13 protein-coding genes are annotated in these 19,269 nt (G+C 63.2%); 10 read left to right on the top strand and 3 right to left on the bottom strand.

Features of this window, described 5'->3' with window-relative positions; translation table 11 throughout:
• The first annotated feature begins 42 nt into the window (after positions 1 to 42).
• From ACLEJU_RS06340 to ACLEJU_RS06330, 3 genes are all read left to right on the top strand, one after another.
• Positions 43 to 1,338 (top strand): murein hydrolase activator EnvC family protein, encoded by a 1,296-nt coding sequence (locus ACLEJU_RS06340; protein ID WP_435422383.1) that lies wholly within the window; start codon positions 43 to 45, stop codon positions 1,336 to 1,338.
• Between the two features lie 79 nt (positions 1,339 to 1,417).
• Positions 1,418 to 2,752 carry a S41 family peptidase gene (locus tag ACLEJU_RS06335; protein WP_435422382.1) on the top strand — a complete coding sequence of 445 codons (1,335 nt, stop codon included), beginning with the start codon at positions 1,418 to 1,420 and terminating at the stop codon, positions 2,750 to 2,752.
• An 8-nt stretch (positions 2,753 to 2,760) separates the two neighbouring features.
• Positions 2,761 to 3,528 carry a divergent polysaccharide deacetylase family protein gene (locus tag ACLEJU_RS06330; RefSeq protein ID WP_435422381.1) on the top strand — a complete coding sequence of 256 codons (768 nt, stop codon included), beginning with the start codon at positions 2,761 to 2,763 and terminating at the stop codon, positions 3,526 to 3,528.
• Positions 3,529 to 3,750: 222 nt separating this feature from the next.
• Here ACLEJU_RS06330 and ACLEJU_RS06325 read toward each other — a convergent pair whose 3' ends face one another.
• The gene (locus ACLEJU_RS06325; RefSeq protein ID WP_435422397.1) at positions 3,751 to 5,697 is read right to left on the bottom strand and encodes a BCCT family transporter; all 1,947 of its coding nucleotides are present in this window, start codon (positions 5,695 to 5,697) and stop codon (positions 3,751 to 3,753) included.
• 533 nt (positions 5,698 to 6,230) lie between these two features.
• Between ACLEJU_RS06325 and betI the strand changes: the two genes are divergently transcribed.
• The 7 genes from betI (at position 6,231) to trxC (ending at position 17,472) form a co-directional block, all read left to right on the top strand.
• Positions 6,231 to 6,887: a transcriptional regulator BetI gene (betI, locus tag ACLEJU_RS06320; protein ID WP_435422380.1), complete on the top strand. Its 657-nt coding sequence runs from the start codon at positions 6,231 to 6,233 to the stop codon at positions 6,885 to 6,887.
• A gap of 37 nt (positions 6,888 to 6,924) precedes the next feature.
• Positions 6,925 to 8,397 (top strand): betaine-aldehyde dehydrogenase, encoded by a 1,473-nt coding sequence (gene betB / locus ACLEJU_RS06315; RefSeq protein WP_435422379.1) that lies wholly within the window; start codon positions 6,925 to 6,927, stop codon positions 8,395 to 8,397.
• 78 nt (positions 8,398 to 8,475) lie between these two features.
• Positions 8,476 to 10,173, top strand: a complete 1,698-nt coding sequence (gene betA, locus ACLEJU_RS06310) for a choline dehydrogenase (protein WP_435422378.1) — start codon at positions 8,476 to 8,478, stop codon at positions 10,171 to 10,173.
• Positions 10,174 to 10,428: 255 nt separating this feature from the next.
• A complete protein-coding gene (locus ACLEJU_RS06305) occupies positions 10,429 to 12,171 on the top strand; it encodes a potassium/proton antiporter (RefSeq protein ID WP_435422396.1) in 1,743 nt (580 codons plus the stop codon).
• 35 nt (positions 12,172 to 12,206) lie between these two features.
• Positions 12,207 to 15,515 carry a mechanosensitive channel MscK gene (gene mscK, locus ACLEJU_RS06300; RefSeq protein ID WP_435422377.1) on the top strand — a complete coding sequence of 1,103 codons (3,309 nt, stop codon included), beginning with the start codon at positions 12,207 to 12,209 and terminating at the stop codon, positions 15,513 to 15,515.
• 45 nt (positions 15,516 to 15,560) lie between these two features.
• The gene (gene selO / locus ACLEJU_RS06295) at positions 15,561 to 17,021 is read left to right on the top strand and encodes a protein adenylyltransferase SelO (protein WP_435422376.1); all 1,461 of its coding nucleotides are present in this window, start codon (positions 15,561 to 15,563) and stop codon (positions 17,019 to 17,021) included.
• A gap of 16 nt (positions 17,022 to 17,037) precedes the next feature.
• Positions 17,038 to 17,472 carry a thioredoxin TrxC gene (trxC, locus tag ACLEJU_RS06290; RefSeq protein ID WP_435422375.1) on the top strand — a complete coding sequence of 145 codons (435 nt, stop codon included), beginning with the start codon at positions 17,038 to 17,040 and terminating at the stop codon, positions 17,470 to 17,472.
• On the opposite strand, the gene ACLEJU_RS06285 is transcribed toward trxC, so the two are convergent.
• On the bottom strand, positions 17,469 to 18,242 hold the full coding sequence (locus ACLEJU_RS06285) for a ParA family protein (RefSeq protein WP_435422374.1): 774 nt from the start codon (positions 18,240 to 18,242) through the stop codon (positions 17,469 to 17,471). The two genes, trxC and ACLEJU_RS06285, sit on opposite strands and share 4 nt — an antisense overlap.
• Positions 18,243 to 18,324: 82 nt before the next feature.
• Positions 18,325 to 19,218 (bottom strand): LysR family transcriptional regulator, encoded by an 894-nt coding sequence (locus tag ACLEJU_RS06280; RefSeq protein ID WP_159412459.1) that lies wholly within the window; start codon positions 19,216 to 19,218, stop codon positions 18,325 to 18,327.
• Between the last annotated feature and the right edge of the window lie 51 nt (positions 19,219 to 19,269).

Raw genomic sequence — 19,269 nt, 5'->3', positions numbered from 1 at the left:
GGGCATACTAGGCCAGTCTCCATCCTTGGTACGCCAAACCCCATGCTACGCGCCCTGATCCCTTTAGCCCTGTCCTGCCTGCTCAGCCCGGCCTTCGCCGATGAGCGCGCTCAGACCCAGCAGCAACTGGACGCCACCCGCCAGGACATTGCCGAGCTCAAGAAGACGCTGGGCAAGCTCCAGGAAGAAAAGGCCGGCGTGCAAAAAGACCTCAAGGCCACTGAAACCGACATCGGTAATCTGGAGAAGCAGGTGGAGGCCCTGCAACAAGAACTAAAAAAGACCGAGGGCGAGCTGGAGCGCCTTGATACCGAGAAAAAAAAACTCCAGAGCGCCCGCGTTGAACAACAACGGCTGATCGCCATACAGGCCCGTTCGGCCTACCAGAACAACGGCCGCGAGGAATACCTCAAGCTGCTGCTCAACCAGCAGAACCCTGAGAAATTCGCTCGCACCCTGTCCTATTACGACTACCTGAGCAAAGCGCGCCTCGAGCAGCTCAAGGCATTCAACGAGACCCTGCGCCAGCTGGCCAGTGTCGAACAGAACATTTCCCGCGAGCAGGAACAGCTGCTGGCCCAGCGCGCCGATCTCGACACCCGCCGCCAGGCGCTGGACGCCGAGCGCGGCAAGCGCCAGCAGGTACTGGCCAAGCTCAACAGCGACGTGAAAGACGGCGACCAGAAGCTGCAGGCCCGCCAGCAGGACCAGGCCGACCTGGCCAAGGTGCTCAAGACCATCGAGGAAACCCTGGCCCGCCAGGCCCGAGAAGCTGAAGAAGCGCGCAAGAAAGCCCTGCTCGCCCAGCAGGAAGCCGAGAAACGCCGTCAGCAGGAGGCCCTTGCCGCCCGCGCGGACAAGGAAGATGCCGAGCCACCGAAAAAGGCCCGCACAACCCTCGGGCCACTGGTTTCCAGTGACGGCGCCAGCTACGGTGGTGCATTTTCTGCGGCACGGGGAAAACTTCCTTGGCCGGTCAATGGTCGATTGCTGGCACGCTTTGGTGACGCACGCGGCAGCGATGCCCGGGCCAAGTGGGACGGGGTGATGATCAGCGCCAGCCCTGGCACCCAGGTACGTGCGGTGCACGGCGGGCGCGTGGTGTTTGCCGACTGGTTGCGTGGCGCTGGACTTCTGGTCATTCTCGACCATGGTAATGGTTACCTGAGCCTGTACGGCCACAACCAGAGCCTGCTCAAGAGCGCCGGCGACATCGTCAAGGCCGGCGAGGCCATCTCCACCGTTGGCGACAGCGGTGGCCAGGACAGCGCAGGCTTGTACTTCGCCATCCGCCAGCAGGGCCGGCCTACCGACCCTTCGCAGTGGTGCCGCGGCTGACACATTACATACGGCATGGCGCCAAGCGCTGCGCCGATGCTCCGCAGGGAGCGCTTACAGGATCAGGAGTTCGTTCGACATGCTGCACTCGCCTCGCCTCACCCAGCTGGCCCTGACCATCGCCCTGGCGATCGGTGCACCCCTGGCCAGCGCCGCGGAGCCGGCGAAAGCCTCGCCAGCCAAGACTGCTGCAGTGCCAGCCACCGAGGTGACCGCCAAGGCGCCACTGCCGCTGGAAGAACTGCGCACCTTCGCCGAGGTCATGGACCGCATCAAGGCCGCCTACGTCGAACCCGTGGACGACAAGACCCTGCTGGAAAACGCCATCAAGGGCATGCTCAGCAACCTTGACCCACACTCGGCCTACCTCGGCCCTGAGGACTTCCAGGAGCTGCAGGAAAGCACCAGCGGCGAATTCGGCGGCCTCGGCATCGAAGTGGGCCAGGAGGACGGCAACATCAAGGTGGTGTCGCCGATCGACGACACCCCGGCCTCGCGTGCCGGAGTGCAGGCTGGTGACCTGATCGTCAAGATCAACGGCGCACCTACCCGTGGCCAGACCATGACCGAAGCAGTCGACAAGATGCGCGGCAAGATTGGCGAGAAGATTACCCTGACCCTGGTGCGCGACGGCGGCAATCCGTTCGACGTGACCCTTGCCCGTGCGGTGATCCAGGTCAAGAGCGTGAAGAGCCAGCTGCTTGAGAGCGGCTATGGCTACATTCGTATCACCCAGTTCCAGGTCAAGACCGGCGACGAAGTGGGCAAGGCCCTGGCCAAGCTGCGTGAGGACAACGGCAAGAAGCTGCGTGGGGTAGTCCTCGACCTGCGCAACAACCCTGGCGGCGTGTTGCAGTCGGCAGTGGAAGTCGCCGACCACTTCCTGACCAAGGGCCTGATCGTCTACACCAAGGGCCGCATCGCCAACTCCGAGTTGCGCTTCAATGCCGACCCGGCCGACGCCAGCGAAGGCGTGCCGCTGGTGGTGTTGATCAACGGCGGTAGTGCCTCGGCCTCGGAAATCGTCGCGGGCGCCCTTCAGGACCAGAAGCGTGCCGTGTTGATGGGCACCGACAGCTTCGGCAAGGGCTCGGTACAGACTGTGCTGCCACTGGCCAACGACCGTGCGCTTAAGCTCACCACCGCGCTGTACTACACGCCCAACGGCCGCTCGATCCAGGCCCAGGGCATCGTCCCCGACATCGAAGTGCGCCCGGCCAAACTGACCGCTGATGCCAGCGACAACGACACCTTCAAGGAAGCCGACCTGCAGGGCCACCTGGGCAACGGCAACGGCGGCGCCGACCGACCGACCGGCAGCAGCAAGCGCCAGGAGCGCCCGCAGGACAGTGACTACCAGCTGAGCCAGGCCCTGAGCCTGCTCAAGGGCCTGAACATCACCAAGGGCGACTGATCCACCCCATGCATTATCTGCTGTGTCTGCTGTTCTGCCTGATGGCCGGGGTCGCGCAAGCGGCGCCGGCCGGCAAGGCCTACCTGAGCATCATCATCGACGACCTGGGCCAGAGTACCGATCGCGACAGTCGAACGCTGGCCCTACCCGGCCCGGTGACCATGGCGATCATGCCCGATACCCCGCATGCGACCGACTTCGCCCGCCAGGCGCACAAGGCTGGCAAGACGGTGATCCTGCACATGCCCATGGACCCGGCGACCGGGCCCTATGCCTGGCACCCAGGCATCCCGATCGAAGAGCTGGCGCGGCGCCTGGATGCGGCCCTGGCCAAGGTGCCGTACGCCGCTGGCATCAACAACCACATGGGTAGCCGCATGACCGCCCAGCGTGAGCCGATGGCCTGGCTGATGGGTGAGCTACAACGCCGGCACCTGTTCTTCGTCGACAGCCGCACCAGCGCGGCCACGGTCGCTGCGGCCGAGGCCCAAGCCCAAGGACTGGCGCATGTGTCGCGGGATGTGTTCCTCGATGACGTGCGCACCACCGAGGCCATTTCCGGGCAATTGCAGCAGGGCATCGCCCTGGCCCGCAAGCAGGGCTCGGCGGTGCTGATCGGGCATCCTTATCCACAGACCCTGGAAGTGCTGGAGCGCGAGCTGCCTCGGCTCAAGAGCCAGGGTATCGAGCTGATAAGGCTCAAGCAGATGATTGCCGTGCGCAGCAACCTGGCGATGCCGGGGCATGGTAAGAACGGGCGCTACGCCAACCGCTGACATTGCAGTGCGCACGGTCATTGTGGGAGCGGCCTTGCGTCGCGAAAGGGGCGCGTAGCGGCCCCAGGGTTTCAGCCATGCAGCACAGATTGCCGGGGCCGCTTTGCGGCCCTTTCGCGATACAAGGCCGCTCCCACAGAAATCCCACATCGGCCGCAGCTGCTCAATGGCATAAAAAAACCCCGCTCAGGTGAGCGGGGTTTTTGTTTGCCTCAAGGGCGATCAGCTATACACGCGGCCCAGCAACTGCCGGTGGCTTTCGAACTGATCCAGCACGTCACGCACGATCTGCTCCGGCGCAAAGCCCATCAGGTCGTACTCCTGACTGCCATCGTGCAGGTACACCTCGGCACGGTAGAAGCGCTGGCGCACTTCCGGCTCGCCTTCCACCGGCGCTTCACTCGGCGCAGCCATGTAGCCGTCCAAGCTCACTTCGTAAACGAACGGATTGCCCTCATCCATCATCACCCGCAAGCCCATCATGTTGCGCGACTGGCCAACGCGGGTCTCCACCTCGAAGCCCAGGGTCTGCAGCTGTGCGGCGGCTTCCTTGAGCGCCGGGCTGACTTGCTTGTCCATGAAGCGCTGCACCACGGCCTGGGTCGGCTGCAGATCCAGCTGGCTCAGGCGCTCAGTGAAGCCGCGGCGGCCACGGGCGGCCAGCTCGGCACGCTCCTGCTCGACGGCCACGTCCTGCTTCATGGCCTTGTACAGGCCGAACATGAACAGCACCAGCACCACCGAGAACGGCAGGCCCGCCAGCACCACCATGGTCTGCATGGCCTCGAAGTTGCCGGCGAACAACAAGCCGATGGTGACCAGGGTGATGACCACCGACCAGAACACCACCATCCAGTGCGGGGCGTCTTCGTCGACCTTGCCACCTTTGCACGACAGGTTGGCCATCATCACCGCGCCGGAGTCGGCCGGGGTAAGGAACAGCACGAAGCCGACGAACACCGCGACACCAATCACGATCTTGGCCGCCGGGAAGTATTCCAGCAGCTGGTAGATCGACATCGACGGCTGTTCAAGGGCCGTCTTGCCAAGCTCCACGGCACCCTGGTTGATCACCAGGTCAAGCGCGGTGTTGCCGAAGATCGACAGCCAGGCCAGGGTGAAGCCCAGCGGGATCAGCAACACGCCGCTGACCAGCTGGCGCACGGTACGGCCCTTCGAGATACGGGCAATGAACATGCCGACGAATGGACCCCAGGAGATCCACCATGCCCAGTAGAACACGGTCCACAGGCCCAGCCAGCGCTCGGACTTTCCGGCTTCGCCTTCATACACATAAAGGTCGAAGGTCTTCAGCACAATGCCATTGAGGTAGTCGCCGACGTTTTGCACGAAGCCGTTGAGCAGGTGCAGGGTCGAACCACCCAGCAGGACGAAGATCAGCAGGCCGCTGAACAGCATGATGTTCAGGTTGGACAGGCGACGGATGCCGTTTTCCACACCCGAGACCGCGGCCACCGTGGCCACGCCGGCCATGACCAGGATTACCACCAGCAGGTTGGTCTTGCTATGGTCCATGCCGAACAGGTATTCCAGGCCCGAGGCCACCTGCATCGAACCGATGCCCAGGTTGGTCACCAGGCCCAGCAGGGTGACGAACATGCCGAAGATGTCCACGGCATTGCCCGCAGCGCCCTTGACCCAGCGCTCACCGACCAGCGGGTACAGCGCCGAACGCAGTGCCAGCGGCTGATTGTGGCGGTAGGCGAAGTAACCCACGGCCAGGCCGACCAGGGCGTAGATCGCCCAGCCATGCAAGCCCCAGTGCAGGAAGGTCAGCTGCAGGCCCTGGCGCGCGGCCTCGAGGCTGGCAGAGGTGCCTTCTGGTGGATTGAAGTAGTGGTCCAGCGGCTCAGACGCGCCGAAGTACAGCAGCGAAATGCCGATACCGGAGGAGAACAGCATGCCGGCCCAGGCGCCGTAGCTGAAGTCAGGCTGGTCGTCCTTGCCGCCAAGCTTGAGCTTGCCGTAGTCGGAAAACGCCAGGTAAATGACGAACAGCAGGTAACCGCCGATCACCAGCATGTAGTACCAGCCGAAGGTGCGCGTCAGCCATTTCTGGGCCACGCCCAGCACCTGGCCGGCGGTTTCGGGTACAGCGATCAACAAGGCAGTCAGAACGAGGATCATCAGCGCGGAGGTGAAGAACACCACGCGGTTGACCCGTACCCTCTCGGCGGGGGGCTTGGTAAGTGAGGCAGAACTCATTGCACGAATGCTCCGGGCAGTACGGCTGTGGAGGCTAATCAGTCTTTCCCGAGCAATTGGTGGAATTCCCCCACTGCATCAGGTGTTATAAAAGCACCCTGGAAACCGCGATCCCGAATCGATACGTTGCAAAAAAACAGACAGGTGGCCTGCTAAAAACGCCACGCCTCAGCTGAGGTGCGCGCATTCGTCACAGATCACCCCGCCCGCTCCAAGGGCCTGTCGCAGGGCCAGTGACCGTACGGCAGAATCTGCATTTCGCATCGCTCATGCCCGTCAACGCCTTGTATTCCGGGGGTTACGCGATTTCCTGGGGTGTCAATCGGTGCCTTCTGGACAGCCTGAAAAACTGTCAATGGCACAAATTGTCGCAGAGCTTATTCTTTATTGATTGAACGTTCAATCAAAACAAAATAGACTGGCCTTCGCCGAGTCAGCCGCTTGTCGTCTGCTCGCAGGCCTGAGGAGATAGCAAGATGCCCAAGGTCGGTATGCAGCCCATCCGCCGCCAGCAGTTGATCGAAGCCACGTTGCAGGCGGTCGATCAGGTCGGACTGGGTGACGCCAGCATTGCGCTGATTGCCCGTTTGGCCGGTGTGTCGAACGGCATCATCAGTCACTACTTTCGGGACAAGAACGGCCTGATCGCAGCGACGATGGGTTACATCATGAACATGCTCAACGAAGGCGTTAGAGCACGTCGCCAGGCCCTGACGGACGACAGCCCGCGCGCCCACCTGAAAGTGATCATCGAGGGCAACTTCGATGCCAGCCAGGTGAACGGCCCGGCAATGAAAACCTGGTTGGCCTTCTGGGCTTCCAGCATGCACCAGCCCGATTTGCACAGGTTGCAGCGGATCAACGATCACCGCCTGTATTCCAACCTGTGCTGCCAGTTCCGCCGCGCCCTGCCGCTCTACCATGCGCGCAAGGCAGCCCGCGGCCTGGCGGCCCTGATCGACGGCCTGTGGCTGCGTGGTGCCCTGTCGGGAGATGCATTCGACACCGACCAGGCAGTACGGATTGCATACGAATACATGGATCTACAACTGGCTAAACAGCTCACCCTGGACACAACCGACCAGGCCGCTGATCAAGCACGCACGGCGCTTGCCAACCCGGCAGGAGCGTGACGCGCAGCCAACCACACACTGCACTTGCGAGGACACTATGGCCCGTTTCGGAAAGCAAAAACTCTACATTGATGGCGCTTACGTCGACGCTGGCAGCGATGCCACCTTCGAAGCCATCAACCCGGCTACCGGCGAAGTCCTCGCCCACGTGCAACGTGCCACCGAGGCTGACGTCGAGAAGGCCGTGGAAAGCGCCGAGCGCGGCCAGAAAGTCTGGGCCGCGATGACCGCCATGCAGCGTTCGCGCATCCTGCGCCGCGCCGTCGACATCCTGCGCGAGCGCAACGATGAACTGGCCATGCTGGAAACCCTGGACACCGGCAAGTCGTACTCGGAAACCCGCTACGTCGACATCGTCACCGGCGCCGACGTGCTGGAGTACTACGCTGGCCTGGTACCGGCCATCGAAGGCGAGCAGATCCCGCTGCGCGAATCGTCCTTCGTCTACACCCGCCGCGAGCCGCTGGGCGTCACCGTCGGCATCGGCGCGTGGAACTACCCGATCCAGATCGCCCTGTGGAAATCCGCCCCGGCCCTGGCCGCTGGCAACGCGATGATCTTCAAACCGTCGGAAGTCACTTCGCTGACCACCCTGAAACTGGCCGAGATCTACACCGAAGCCGGCCTGCCGAACGGTGTGTTCAACGTCCTGACCGGCAGCGGTCGCGAAGTCGGCACCTGGCTGACCGAGCACCCACGCATCGAGAAAGTCTCCTTCACCGGCGGCACCACCACCGGCAAGAAGGTCATGGCCAGCGCCTCGAGCTCGTCGCTCAAGGAAGTCACCATGGAGCTGGGCGGCAAGTCGCCACTGATCATCTGCGCCGACGCCGACCTGGACAAGGCCGCCGACATCGCCATGATGGCCAACTTCTACAGCTCCGGTCAGGTCTGCACCAACGGTACCCGCGTGTTCATCCCGGCTGAAATGAAGGCTGCCTTCGAAGCCAAGATCGCCGAGCGCGTTGCCCGCATCCGCGTTGGCAATCCGGAAGACGAGAATACCAACTTCGGTCCACTGGTCAGCTTCCAGCACATGGAAAGCGTGCTCGGCTACATCGCCAAGGGTAAAGAAGAAGGTGCCCGCGTGCTGTGCGGCGGCGAGCGCCTGACTGCCGGTGATTTCGCCAACGGTGCCTTCGTGGCCCCAACCGTGTTCACCGACTGCACTGACGACATGACCATCGTCAAGGAAGAGATCTTCGGCCCGGTGATGAGCATCCTCACCTACGAAACCGAAGAAGAAGTCATCCGCCGTGCCAACGACACCGACTACGGCCTGGCCGCCGGTGTCTGCACCAACGACATCTCCCGCGCCCACCGCATCATCCACCAGCTGGAAGCCGGTATCTGCTGGATCAACGCCTGGGGCGAATCGCCAGCCGAAATGCCGGTTGGCGGGTACAAGCAGTCGGGCGTCGGCCGTGAGAACGGCGTCAGCTCGCTGGCTCAATACACTCGCATCAAGTCGGTCCAGGTCGAGCTGGGCGGCTACAACTCGGTCTTCTAAGGCCCTGTCCAGCCACGCCCGTGCCACTGTGCACGGGCGTTTCCGCTCCCTGATCACCGCCAACACGAGGGTCCTTCCATGTCCCAAGAATTCGATTACATCATCGTCGGAGCAGGCTCCGCCGGTAACACCCTGGCTACCCGCCTGACCGAAGACGCCGGCGTTACCGTACTGCTGCTGGAAGCCGGTGGCCCCGACTACCGCTTCGACTTCCGCACCCAGATGCCAGCCGCTTTGGCCTTCCCGCTGCAGGGCCGCCGCTACAACTGGGCCTACGAGACCGACCCGGAGCCGCACATGGACGGCCGCCGCATGGAATGTGGCCGCGGCAAGGGCCTGGGTGGCTCGTCGCTGATCAACGGCATGTGCTACATCCGCGGCAACGCCAAGGACTTTGACGGCTGGGCAGAGCTGCCAGGCCTGGAAGACTGGACCTACCTGGACTGCCTGCCGTACTTCCGCAAAGCCGAAACCCGCGACATCGGCCCGAACGACTACCACGGCGGCGACGGCCCGGTCAGCGTGGCCACGCCGAAAGCCGGCAACAACCCGCTGTTCCACGCCATGGTCGAAGCCGGCGTGCAAGCCGGTTACCCACGCACCGAAGACCTCAACGGCTACCAGCAGGAAGGCTTCGGCCCGATGGACCGTTCGGTGACCAAGAACGGCCGCCGTTCCAGCACCGCCCGCGGCTACCTGGATCAGGCCAAGAAGCGCCCGAACCTGACCATCGTCACCCACGCCCTGAGCGACCGTGTGCTGTTCGACGGCAAGCGCGCCATCGGCGTGACCTACTTGGTCGGCGACAGTGAAGAGCGCGTCGAAGCCCGCGCCCGCAAGGAAGTGATCGTCAGCTCCGGCGCCATCGCTTCGCCACAGCTGCTGCAGCGCTCCGGCGTCGGCCCTCGCGCCCTGCTGGAGAGCCTCGACATCCCGGTGGTGCACGACCTGCCGGGCGTCGGCGAGAACCTGCAGGACCACCTCGAACTGTACCTGCAGTACGCTTGCACCCAGCCCGTGTCGCTGTACCCATCGCTGCTGTGGTGGAACCAGCCGGCCATCGGCGCCGAGTGGATGTTCAAAGGCACCGGTATCGGCGCCAGCAACCAGTTCGAGGCCGGTGGTTTCATCCGCACCCGCCCTGAGTTCGAGTGGCCGAACATCCAGTACCACTTCCTGCCGGTCGCGATTAACTACAACGGCTCCAACGGCGTGAAGGAACACGGTTTCCAGGCGCACATGGGCTCGATGCGTTCGCCAAGCCGTGGCCGCATCCAGGCCAAGTCGAAGAACCCGCGCCAGCACCCGAGCATCCTGTTCAACTACATGGCAACCGAGCAGGACTGGCAGGAATTCCGTGACGGCATCCGCCTGACCCGCGAAATCATGGCCCAGCCGGCGCTGGACCCGTACCGTGGTCGCGAGATCAGCCCAGGCGAACACGTGCAAACCGATGAAGAGCTGGACAAGTTCATCCGCGAGCACGCCGAAACCGCCTTCCACCCATCCTGCTCGTGCAAGATGGGCACCGATGACATGGCAGTGGTCGACGGCGAAGGCCGCGTGCACGGCATGAAGGGCCTGCGCGTGGTCGATGCGTCGATCATGCCGATCATCATCACCGGCAACCTCAACGCCACCACGATCATGATCGCCGAGAAGATTTCGGACAAGATCCGCAATCGCAAGCCGCTGCCGCGCAGCACCGCCAAGTACTACGTGGCTAACGGTGCACCGGTGAAGGGCAAACCGATGCGCGAGGTGAAACAGGCGTAAGCCCGCATTGGCCTCTTCGCGGCTAAAGCTGCTCCCGCAGGGTTCGCACAGGTTTCGAAATCTGTGCAGTACCTGTGGGAGCGGCTTTAGCCGCAAAAGGGTCCTCTCACAGGCAACACAAGAAAAGGCACCCACCGCGGTGCCTTTTTCATCTGCAGAAACGCTTTACAGGCTGCCAATTCATCAGGTTAGAATCGATTGGCACGCGACTTGCCAGTCAGTTCCTTTTCCCGCGCTACCCCGGAGTACCTGCCTTTGGATGCCAGTACCATCAACAGCCTGTTTCTGATCGGCGCATTGCTGGTGGGCGCAAGTATCCTGGTCAGCTCGCTGTCGTCGCGCCTGGGCATCCCTATTCTGGTCATCATTCTCGCCGTCGGCATGGTCGCCGGTGTCGATGGTGGCGGCATCATCTTCAACAACTACCCGACCGCCTACCTGGTGGGCAACCTGGCATTGGCCGTGATCCTGCTCGACGGTGGCCTGCGCACCCGGGTGGCGAGCTTCCGCGTGGCCCTGTGGCCGGCGCTGTCGTTGGCCACCGTCGGTGTGATGATCACCACCGGGCTCACCGGCATGGTCGCCGCCTGGCTGTTCAACCTGAGCCTGATCCAGGGCCTGCTGATCGGCGCCATCGTCGGCTCTACCGACGCCGCGGCAGTGTTTTCGCTGCTCGGCGGCAAAGGCCTGAACGAACGGGTGACCGCCACGCTGGAAATCGAATCGGGCAGTAACGACCCGATGGCGGTGTTCCTCACCGTTACCTTGATCGACATGATCGCCAGCAGCCAGACCGGCTTGCACTGGAGCCTGCTGGGCCACTTGCTGCGCGAGTTTGGCATCGGAGCCCTGCTTGGTCTTGGCGGCGGCTGGCTGATGCTGCAGCTGGTCAACCGCATCAACCTGGCCGGCGGTCTGTACCCGATCCTGGTAGTCGCTGGCGGCCTGGTGGTGTTCTCGCTGACCAACGCCCTGCACGGCAGCGGCTTCCTCGCCGTTTACCTGTGTGGCCTGGTGCTGGGCAACAAGCCGATCCGTAGCCGCCACGGCATCCTGCACATGCTCGACGGCATGGCCTGGCTGGCCCAGATCGGCATGTTTCTGGTGCTGGGGCTGCTGGTCACGCCGCACGACCTGCTGCCGATCGCCCTGCCCGCACTGGGCCTGGCGCTGTGGATGATCCTGGTGGCGCGCCCCCTGTCGGTGGTCGCCAGCCTGCTGCCGTTCAAGGCCTTCCATGGCCGCGAAAAAGGCTTCATCTCCTGGGTTGGCCTGCGCGGTGCGGTACCGATCATCCTGGCGGTGTTCCCGCTGATGGCCGGCCTGCCGGACGCCCAGCTGTTCTTCAACCTGGCGTTCTTCATCGTGCTGGTGTCGCTGCTGGTGCAAGGCACCAGCCTGCCGTGGATGGCCAAGCTGCTGAAAGTCACCGTGCCGCCAGACCCGGCACCCATTTCCCGCTCGGCGCTGGAAGTGCACGTCACCAGCGAGTGGGAGCTGTTCGTGTACCGCCTGGGCGCGGAAAAATGGTGCATCGGTGCTGCCCTGCGCGAGCTGAAAATGCCCGAAGGCACCCGCATCGCCGCGCTGTTCCGCGCCGAGCAACTGCTGCACCCGTCCGGCAGCACGGTACTGGAAGTCGGCGACATGCTCTGCGTGATCGGCCACGAACATAACCTTCCGGCCTTGGGCAAACTGTTCAGCCAGGCACCACAGCGTGGCCTGGACCTGCGTTTCTTCGGCGACTTCGTGCTCGAAGGCGATGCCGAGCTGGGCGCGGTGGCGGCCCTTTATGGCCTGAAACTGGACGGTCTGGACGCGAAAATGCCGCTGGCGCAGTTCATCCGACAGAAGGTCGGAGGCGCTCCAGTAGTAGGCGACCAGGTCGATTGGCACGGCACGATCTGGACCGTGGCGACCATGGACGGGAACAAGATCCAGAAAGTCGGCGTCAGATTCCCCGAGGGAACGCGACCCGGACCAGGATTGTTCCTCTAAACTCCGTTTCTGCCTGATCCACAAGTAGTCTGCCTATGTCCCTGCGCGTGTACCTTCGCACAGCCCTGCTGGGGTTGTGCCTGTCCCTTTCTTTTGCGGTCAACGCGGCGGAAACCCCGACCACCGCCAGCATCCAGAACAGCCTCGACAAGATCGCCGAGCGCAAGCTGCCCGAAGCCGACCAGAAGGCCTTGCAGCAGGTGCTAGAACAGACCTTGAGCCTGCTCAATGGCAAAGAAGACAGCGAGAAGAAGCTGGCCGCGCTCAAGCAGCAGCTGGCCAGTGCCCCCAAGGAAACCAGCGACAGCCAGAAAGAACTGGCCAGGCTCAAGGAAAGCAAGCCGCAACCGGTAGCACAGCGCTATGCCAGCCTCACGGTTCCGCAGCTGGAGCAGCTGCTCAGCGAGCGCAACACTTTGCAGGGTGAGCTGCAGAAGGCGCTGTCCGAAGCCAATAGCCTGATCATCAACTCGCAGACCCGCCCCGAGCGCGCCCAGGCCGAGATCAGTAGCAATCAGACCCGCACCCAGCAAATCAACAACATCCTCAAGAGCGGCAAGGACGGCGGCAAGTCGATCAACGCCGACCAGCGCAACCAGCTCGCCGCGGAACTGGCCTCGCTTAACGCCGTGACCTTGCTCCGCCGCCAGGAACTGGCCGGCAACGGCCTGCTGCAGGACCTGGGCAATGCTCGCCATGACCTGCTGATCGAGCGCGCAGCGCGCCTGGAACAGGAAATCCAGGACCTGCAGACCCTGATCAACGAAAAACGCCTGGCGCAATCCCAGCAAACCGTCACTCAGCAGTCGATCGAAGCACAGAAGGCTGGCGGCAGCAGCCTGCTGGCCAGCGAAAGTGCGGCCAACCTGAAGTTGTCCGACTACTTGCTCAAGAGCACCGACCGCCTCAACGAACTGACTCAGCAGAACCTGCGCACCAAGCAGCAGCTCGACAGCCTGACCCAGGCGGACCAGGCGCTGGATGAACAGATCAGCGTACTCAAAGGCAGCTTGTTGCTGTCGAAGATTCTCTACAAACAGAAACAGGCGCTGCCGCACCTCAAACTCGACCGTGACCTGGCCGATCAGATCGCCGACATCCGCCTGTACCAGTTCGAGATCAACCAGCAGCGCGAGCAGATGAGCAACCCGGTGACCTACGTTGACAAGCTGCTGGCCAGCCAGCCGCAGGAAGACGTCACCCCGGCCCTGCGCAAAGCCTTGCTGGAAGTGGCGATCACCCGCAGCGACCTGCTCGAACGCTTGAACCGCGAACTTTCGGCACTGCTCAACGAATCGATCACCTTGCAACTCAACCAGAAGCAACTGCTCGGTACCGCGCAGGGCCTGCGCACTACCCTGGATGAGCAGATGTTCTGGATTCCCAGCAACAAGCCGCTGGACTGGGACTGGTTGAAATATGTACCGGAGCGCTTTGCCAAGCAGGTTGCCGACCTGCCTTGGGGCTCCGGCCTCCAGGAATTGGGCGACGGCCTGAGCCAGCGCCCTTTGCTGTTCCTGCCGTTGCTGCTGGTGATCGGCGCGCTGCTGTGGCGGCGCAAGTACCTCTACCAGCGGCTGAGCAAGGTGCATCAGGATATCGGCCATTTCCGGCGTGACAGCCAGTGGCACACGCCCCAGGCGATCCTGATCAACATCCTTCTGGCGATGCCGGTGAGCCTGGGCCTTGCGCTGTGCAGCTACGCCCTGCAGATCGACGCCCGCGGGCAGAACGCCAACCTCGGCGCCGCACTCTGGCAACTGGCCCAGGCGTGGCTGGTGTTCTACACCGCCTACCGTATCCTCGCTCCCGGTGGCGTGGCAGAAATCCATTTCCGCTGGCACAAGCCGCAAGTCGAGTTTCTGCGTGGCTGGGTACGCCGGCTGGGTACCGTGGTGCTGGCGTTGGTCGGCGTGGTGGCGGTCGCGGAACACCAGCCTTCGGCGCTGGCCGACGATGTGCTGGGCATCGGTGTGGTGCTCACCTGTTATGCGCTGATGGCCTGGCTGCTCAGCCGGCTGCTGGCAAGCAGCCCGGCTCACCGCGACACTTCGTTGTTCCGCCGGGCGGTCGGGGTGGCCTTCACCGCCCTGCCGATCGCCCTGTTCGTGGCGGTGTGCTTCGGCTACTACTACACCGCGCTCAAGCTCACCGACCGGCTCATCTACACCCTCTACCTGCTGATGTTCTGGCTGGTGATCGAAGCCGCATTCGTGCGCGGCCTGTCGGTGGCGGCACGGCGCCTGGCCTACCAGCGGGCGCTGAGCAAGCGCCAGGCGGCCAAGGAAGGGCTGGATGGCGAAGTCATCACCGAAGAGCCGACCCTGGACATCGAACAGGTCAACCAGCAGTCGCTGCGTCTGATCCGCCTGGCCCTGCTCGGTGGCTTCATCGCCGGCTTGTATTGGGTCTGGTCGGACCTGATCACGGTATTCGCCTACCTCAACAATTTCGTCCTGTACGAATACACCAGCGGCACCGGCACCGCCGCCAGCATGGTGCCGATCAGCCTCGGTGACTTGCTTGGCGCGCTGGTGATCGTCGGCATCACCTTCGCCCTGGCCGGCAACTTGCCGGGCCTGCTGGAAGTGCTGGTGCTGTCGCGCCTGAACCTGGCCCAGGGCAGCGCCTATGCCACCACCACACTGCTTTCGTACACCATCGTCGGCGTCGGCATCGTCAGCACCCTGTCGACCCTCGGGGTCAGCTGGGACAAGCTGCAGTGGCTGGTGGCCGCGCTGTCGGTGGGCCTGGGTTTCGGCATGCAGGAGATCTTCGCCAACTTCATCTCCGGCATCATGATCCTGTTCGAGCGCCCGGTTCGGATCGGCGACACCATCACCATCGGCAACCTGTCCGGCACGGTGAGCAAGATCCGCATCCGCGCCACCACCATCACCGATTTCGACCGCAAGGACATCATCGTCCCCAACAAGACCTTCATCACCGGCCAGCTGATCAACTGGTCGCTGACCGACACGGTCACCCGGGTGACGCTGAAGCTGGGCATCGACTACGGCTCCGACCTCGACCTGGTGCGCGACCTGCTGCTCAAGGGCGCACACGACAACCCAAGGGTGCTCAAGGACCCGGAGCCGATCGTGTACTTCCTCAACTTCGGCGAGAGCTCGCTGGACCACGAGCTGCGCATGCACGTGCGTGACCTCGGTGACCGCAACCCGACGCTTGACGAGATCAACCGCTACATCAACCGCGAGTTCAAGGCCCACAACATCAAGATCTCGGTACGCCAGGTCGAGGTGTTCCTGATGGACCCGAAAGGCGGCAAGCAGCAGCTGATCCCGATGGAGCAACCTAAACCGGATGGCACTGCACCGGCCTGAGTAGGCTCGAATGCTTTATTCTGTGCTGAATCTCAGGAGCAGCCCGTGAAAGCCCTCGACCAACTCACCTTCGACAACCGCTTCGCCCGCCTGGGCGATGCGTTCTCCACCCAGGTCCTGCCCGAGCCGATTGCCGAGCCGCGCCTGGTGGTGGCCAGCGAGTCGGCCATGGCCCTCCTCGACCTCGACCCGGCCCAGGCCAATGAGCCGGTATTCGCCGAGCTGTTCAGCGGCCACAAGCTCTGGGAAGAGGCCGACCCGCGGGCGATGGTCTATTCCGGTCACCAGTTCGGCTCCTACAACCCTCGCCTGGGCGATGGCCGCGGCCTGCTGCTGGCCGAAGTGCTGAATGATCAGGGCGAGCACTGGGACCTGCACCTCAAGGGCGCCGGCCAGACGCCTTACTCGCGCATGGGCGACGGCCGCGCCGTGCTGCGCTCGTCGATCCGCGAGTTCCTCGCTTCAGAGGCTCTGCACGCGCTTGGCATCCCCACCAGCCGGGCACTGTGCGTGATCGGTTCGAGCACCCCGGTGTGGCGCGAGACCCGCGAGAGCGCGGCAATGCTCACCCGCCTGGCGCAGAGCCATGTGCGTTTTGGGCATTTCGAGTACTTCTACTACACCAAGCAGCCGGAACAGCAGCGTGTGCTGATCGACCACGTGCTGGAGCAGCACTACCCGGAATGCCGCGATGCCGAGCAGCCTTACCTGGCCATGTTCCGCACCATCGTCGAGCGCAATGCAGAGCTGATCGCCCGCTGGCAGGCCTATGGCTTCTGCCACGGGGTGATGAACACCGACAATATGTCGATCCTCGGCATCACCTTCGACTTTGGCCCCTATGCCTTCCTCGACGACTTCGACGCCAACTTCATCTGTAACCACTCTGACGACCGCGGCCGCTACAGCTACGCCAACCAGGTGCCGATTGCCCACTGGAACCTCAGCGCCCTGGCCCAGGCCCTGACCACGGTGATCGAGGTGGAACCGCTCAAGGAAGCGCTGGGCCTGTTCCTGCCGCTGTATCAGGCGCACTACCTGGACCTGATGCGTCGGCGCCTGGGCCTGACCACTGCAGAAGACGACGACATGGCGCTGGTCGAACGCCTGCTGCAGCGCATGCAGAGTGGTGGCGTTGACTACAACCTGTTCTTCCGCAAGCTGGGTGAGCAGCCTGCCGCCGAGGCGCTGAAGGCAGTGCGCGACGACTTCATTGATCTCGCCGGGTTCGATGCCTGGGGCGCAGATTATCTGACCCGCTGCGAGCGCGAGGCGGGCAATGCCGAAGGCCGTCGTGAGCGCATGCGTGCAGTGAACCCGCTTTACGTGCTGCGCAACTACCTGGCGCAGAAGGCCATCGAAGCGGCCGAAGCGGGGGATTACAGTGAGGTGCGCCGCCTGCACCAGGTGCTGAGCCAGCCGTTCGAGGAGCAAGCCGGCATGCAGGCCTATGCCGAGCGCCCACCGGAGTGGGGCAAGCACCTGGAAATCAGCTGTTCTTCATAATGTTCAAGGAACCCAAATGTCCGACCCACTGGTAATCCCCTGCCCCCACTGCAACGGCCTCAACCGCCTGCCGGCGGCACGCCTGGGCGACGCCCCGAAATGCGGCCGCTGCAAACAGGACGTGCTGCTGAGCCAGCCCTTCGAGCTCAGCGAAGCCAACTACGCCAGCCAGATCAAGGGCGACCTGCCACTGCTGATCGACGTCTGGGCCGACTGGTGCGGCCCCTGCAAGTCTTTCGCCCCAACCTTCGAGCAGGCCGCTCGCCAGCTCAGCGGCCGCTGCCGCCTGGCCAAGCTCGACAGCGAAGCCAATCGCAACCTGGCAGGGCAGCTGGGTATCCGCTCGATCCCCAGCCTGATACTGTTCAAGAACGGCCGAGAAATCAGCCGCCAGGCCGGGGCGTTTCCACTCCAGTCGTTGCTGGAGTGGCTGCGAAGCCAAGGGGTCTAAGCGTTTTCTTCAAGTAGTGAATGCAATTCTACAAACTGCTGTGTCAGCTTATGCCGCGGCTCCAGATGGATCAGCGGCAGGCTGGCATGGTGGGATTCACGCATCTTCACCGAACTGCCCAAGTACACCGGTAGCACCGGCAGCCCTTCGGCCAGCAGTTCGTCGAGCATCTGCTGCGGCAGGCTGGCGCGAGACTGGAACTGGTTGACCACGATGCCTTCGACCACCAGGTCTTCGTTGTGGTCGTCCTTGAGCTCTTCGATCTCTGCCAGCAGGCCGTACAGTGCCTGGCGCGAGAAGCTGTCACAGTCGAAGGGGATCAGCACGCGATCAGCGGCGATCAATGCGGAAACTGCATAGAAATTAAGCGCCGGTGGCGTATCGATGTAGATCCGCTCGTAGTCCTCGTCCAACTCGTCGAGCAACTTACGCAGCTTGTTGATCTTGTGCTTGGCTTCAAGCTTCGGCTGCAGGTCGGCCAGCTCCGCCGTGGCGGTGACCACATGCAGGTTATCGAAGGGGGTTTCGTAGATGTCGACCTTGTTCTTCTTGCTGAACGGTCCGCTGGACAGGCTGTGCTTGAAGAAGTCGGCAATGCCCATGGGGATATCGTCGCCGGTGAGGCCGGTCAGGTACTGGGTCGAGTTGGCCTGGGCATCCAGGTCGATCAGCAAGGTCCGATAACCTTCGCTGGCGCTTACTGCCGCCAGGTTGCAAGCGATGCTCGACTTGCCCACGCCACCTTTCTGATTGAACACCACGCGCCGCATGATTGACCTCCGTGTATCAACGAATGCCCGAGTATGTGGCGGCGCAGCGGCAATGGCCAGTGCCATTTGCCCGTTCGCCGGTTCAGGCCGCCATCAGTCCCGTCAGCAACTCGGCAAACGCCCGGGCCATCGCCGAACCGCCACGCTCGCGCTGCACCAGCCACACTGCCGACATCGCCCCTTCATCCAGCAGCGTGCGGTACACCACGCCTTCGATGCGCATGCGCTGGAACGATGCCGGCAGCACCGAGACCCCAAGCCCCGCCGATACCAGGCCGATGATGGTCATCGCCTCCCCCGCTTCCTGGGCAAAGTGCGGGCTGAACCCGGCCTCGCGTGCCAGGCTCAGCAACTGCGCATGCAACCCGCTGCCGTAGCTGCGCGGGAAGAACACGAACGGTTCATGGGCCAGGGCGGCCATGTGCACGCCATGTTCCGTGCCTTCCGCCAACGGATGCGAGGCATTGATCACTGCCACCAGCGGCTCGCGGAACAGCTCCGTTGCCACCAGGCCTTCCGGCAGCGGCATCGGCCGCATCAGACCGACCTCGATGGATTCGTCGAACACCCCTTCGGCGACATCCCGGCTGCTCATTTCCTTGAGGTTCAGGTGCACGGCGGGGAAGCGTTGGCGAAAGGCATGAATGGCCTTGGGAATCTTAGACGTGAACGGCGCCGACGACGTGAAGCCAATTTTCATCTCACCCAGTTCACCCAGCTGCGCACGGCGCGCCACATCGGCCGCCTTCTCCACCTGCGCCAGCACCTGGCGCGCCTCTTCAAGGAACAGGCGACCCGCCTCGCTCAACTCGACCCGACGATTGGTCCGCTCGAACAGGCGGGCGCCCAGTTCCTGTTCCAGTGCCTGGATCTGCTGGCTCAACGGTGGCTGGGAGATGCCCAGTTGCTGGGCCGCACGGCCGAAGTGCAGCTCTTCGGCAACGGCGATGAAGTAACGCAAATGGCGCAGTTCCATGATCGGCTCCAATCAGGTCGCTAAACGTCTCAAATAGGTCGAACAATATAT

This window comes from Pseudomonas sp. SMN11 (assembly GCF_052041945.1).
Classification (GTDB): domain Bacteria; phylum Pseudomonadota; class Gammaproteobacteria; order Pseudomonadales; family Pseudomonadaceae; genus Aquipseudomonas.
This window is presented reverse-complemented; position numbering and strand designations above follow the sequence as displayed.

What these genes read in the sequence shown, in the direction of transcription:
- ACLEJU_RS06340 (WP_435422383.1), top strand. Translation starts at nt 43, where the DNA reads ATGCTACGCGCCCTGATCCCTTTAGCCCTGTCCTGCCTGCTCAGCCCG.
- ACLEJU_RS06335 (WP_435422382.1), top strand. Translation starts at nt 1,418, where the DNA reads ATGCTGCACTCGCCTCGCCTCACCCAGCTGGCCCTGACCATCGCCCTG.
- ACLEJU_RS06330 (WP_435422381.1), top strand. Translation starts at nt 2,761, where the DNA reads ATGCATTATCTGCTGTGTCTGCTGTTCTGCCTGATGGCCGGGGTCGCG.
- betI (WP_435422380.1), top strand. Translation starts at nt 6,231, where the DNA reads ATGCCCAAGGTCGGTATGCAGCCCATCCGCCGCCAGCAGTTGATCGAA.
- betB (WP_435422379.1), top strand. Translation starts at nt 6,925, where the DNA reads ATGGCCCGTTTCGGAAAGCAAAAACTCTACATTGATGGCGCTTACGTC.
- betA (WP_435422378.1), top strand. Translation starts at nt 8,476, where the DNA reads ATGTCCCAAGAATTCGATTACATCATCGTCGGAGCAGGCTCCGCCGGT.
- mscK (WP_435422377.1), top strand. Translation starts at nt 12,207, where the DNA reads ATGTCCCTGCGCGTGTACCTTCGCACAGCCCTGCTGGGGTTGTGCCTG.
- trxC (WP_435422375.1), top strand. Translation starts at nt 17,038, where the DNA reads ATGTCCGACCCACTGGTAATCCCCTGCCCCCACTGCAACGGCCTCAAC.
- ACLEJU_RS06285 (WP_435422374.1), bottom strand. Translation starts at nt 18,242, where the DNA reads ATGCGGCGCGTGGTGTTCAATCAGAAAGGTGGCGTGGGCAAGTCGAGC.
- ACLEJU_RS06280 (WP_159412459.1), bottom strand. Translation starts at nt 19,218, where the DNA reads ATGGAACTGCGCCATTTGCGTTACTTCATCGCCGTTGCCGAAGAGCTG.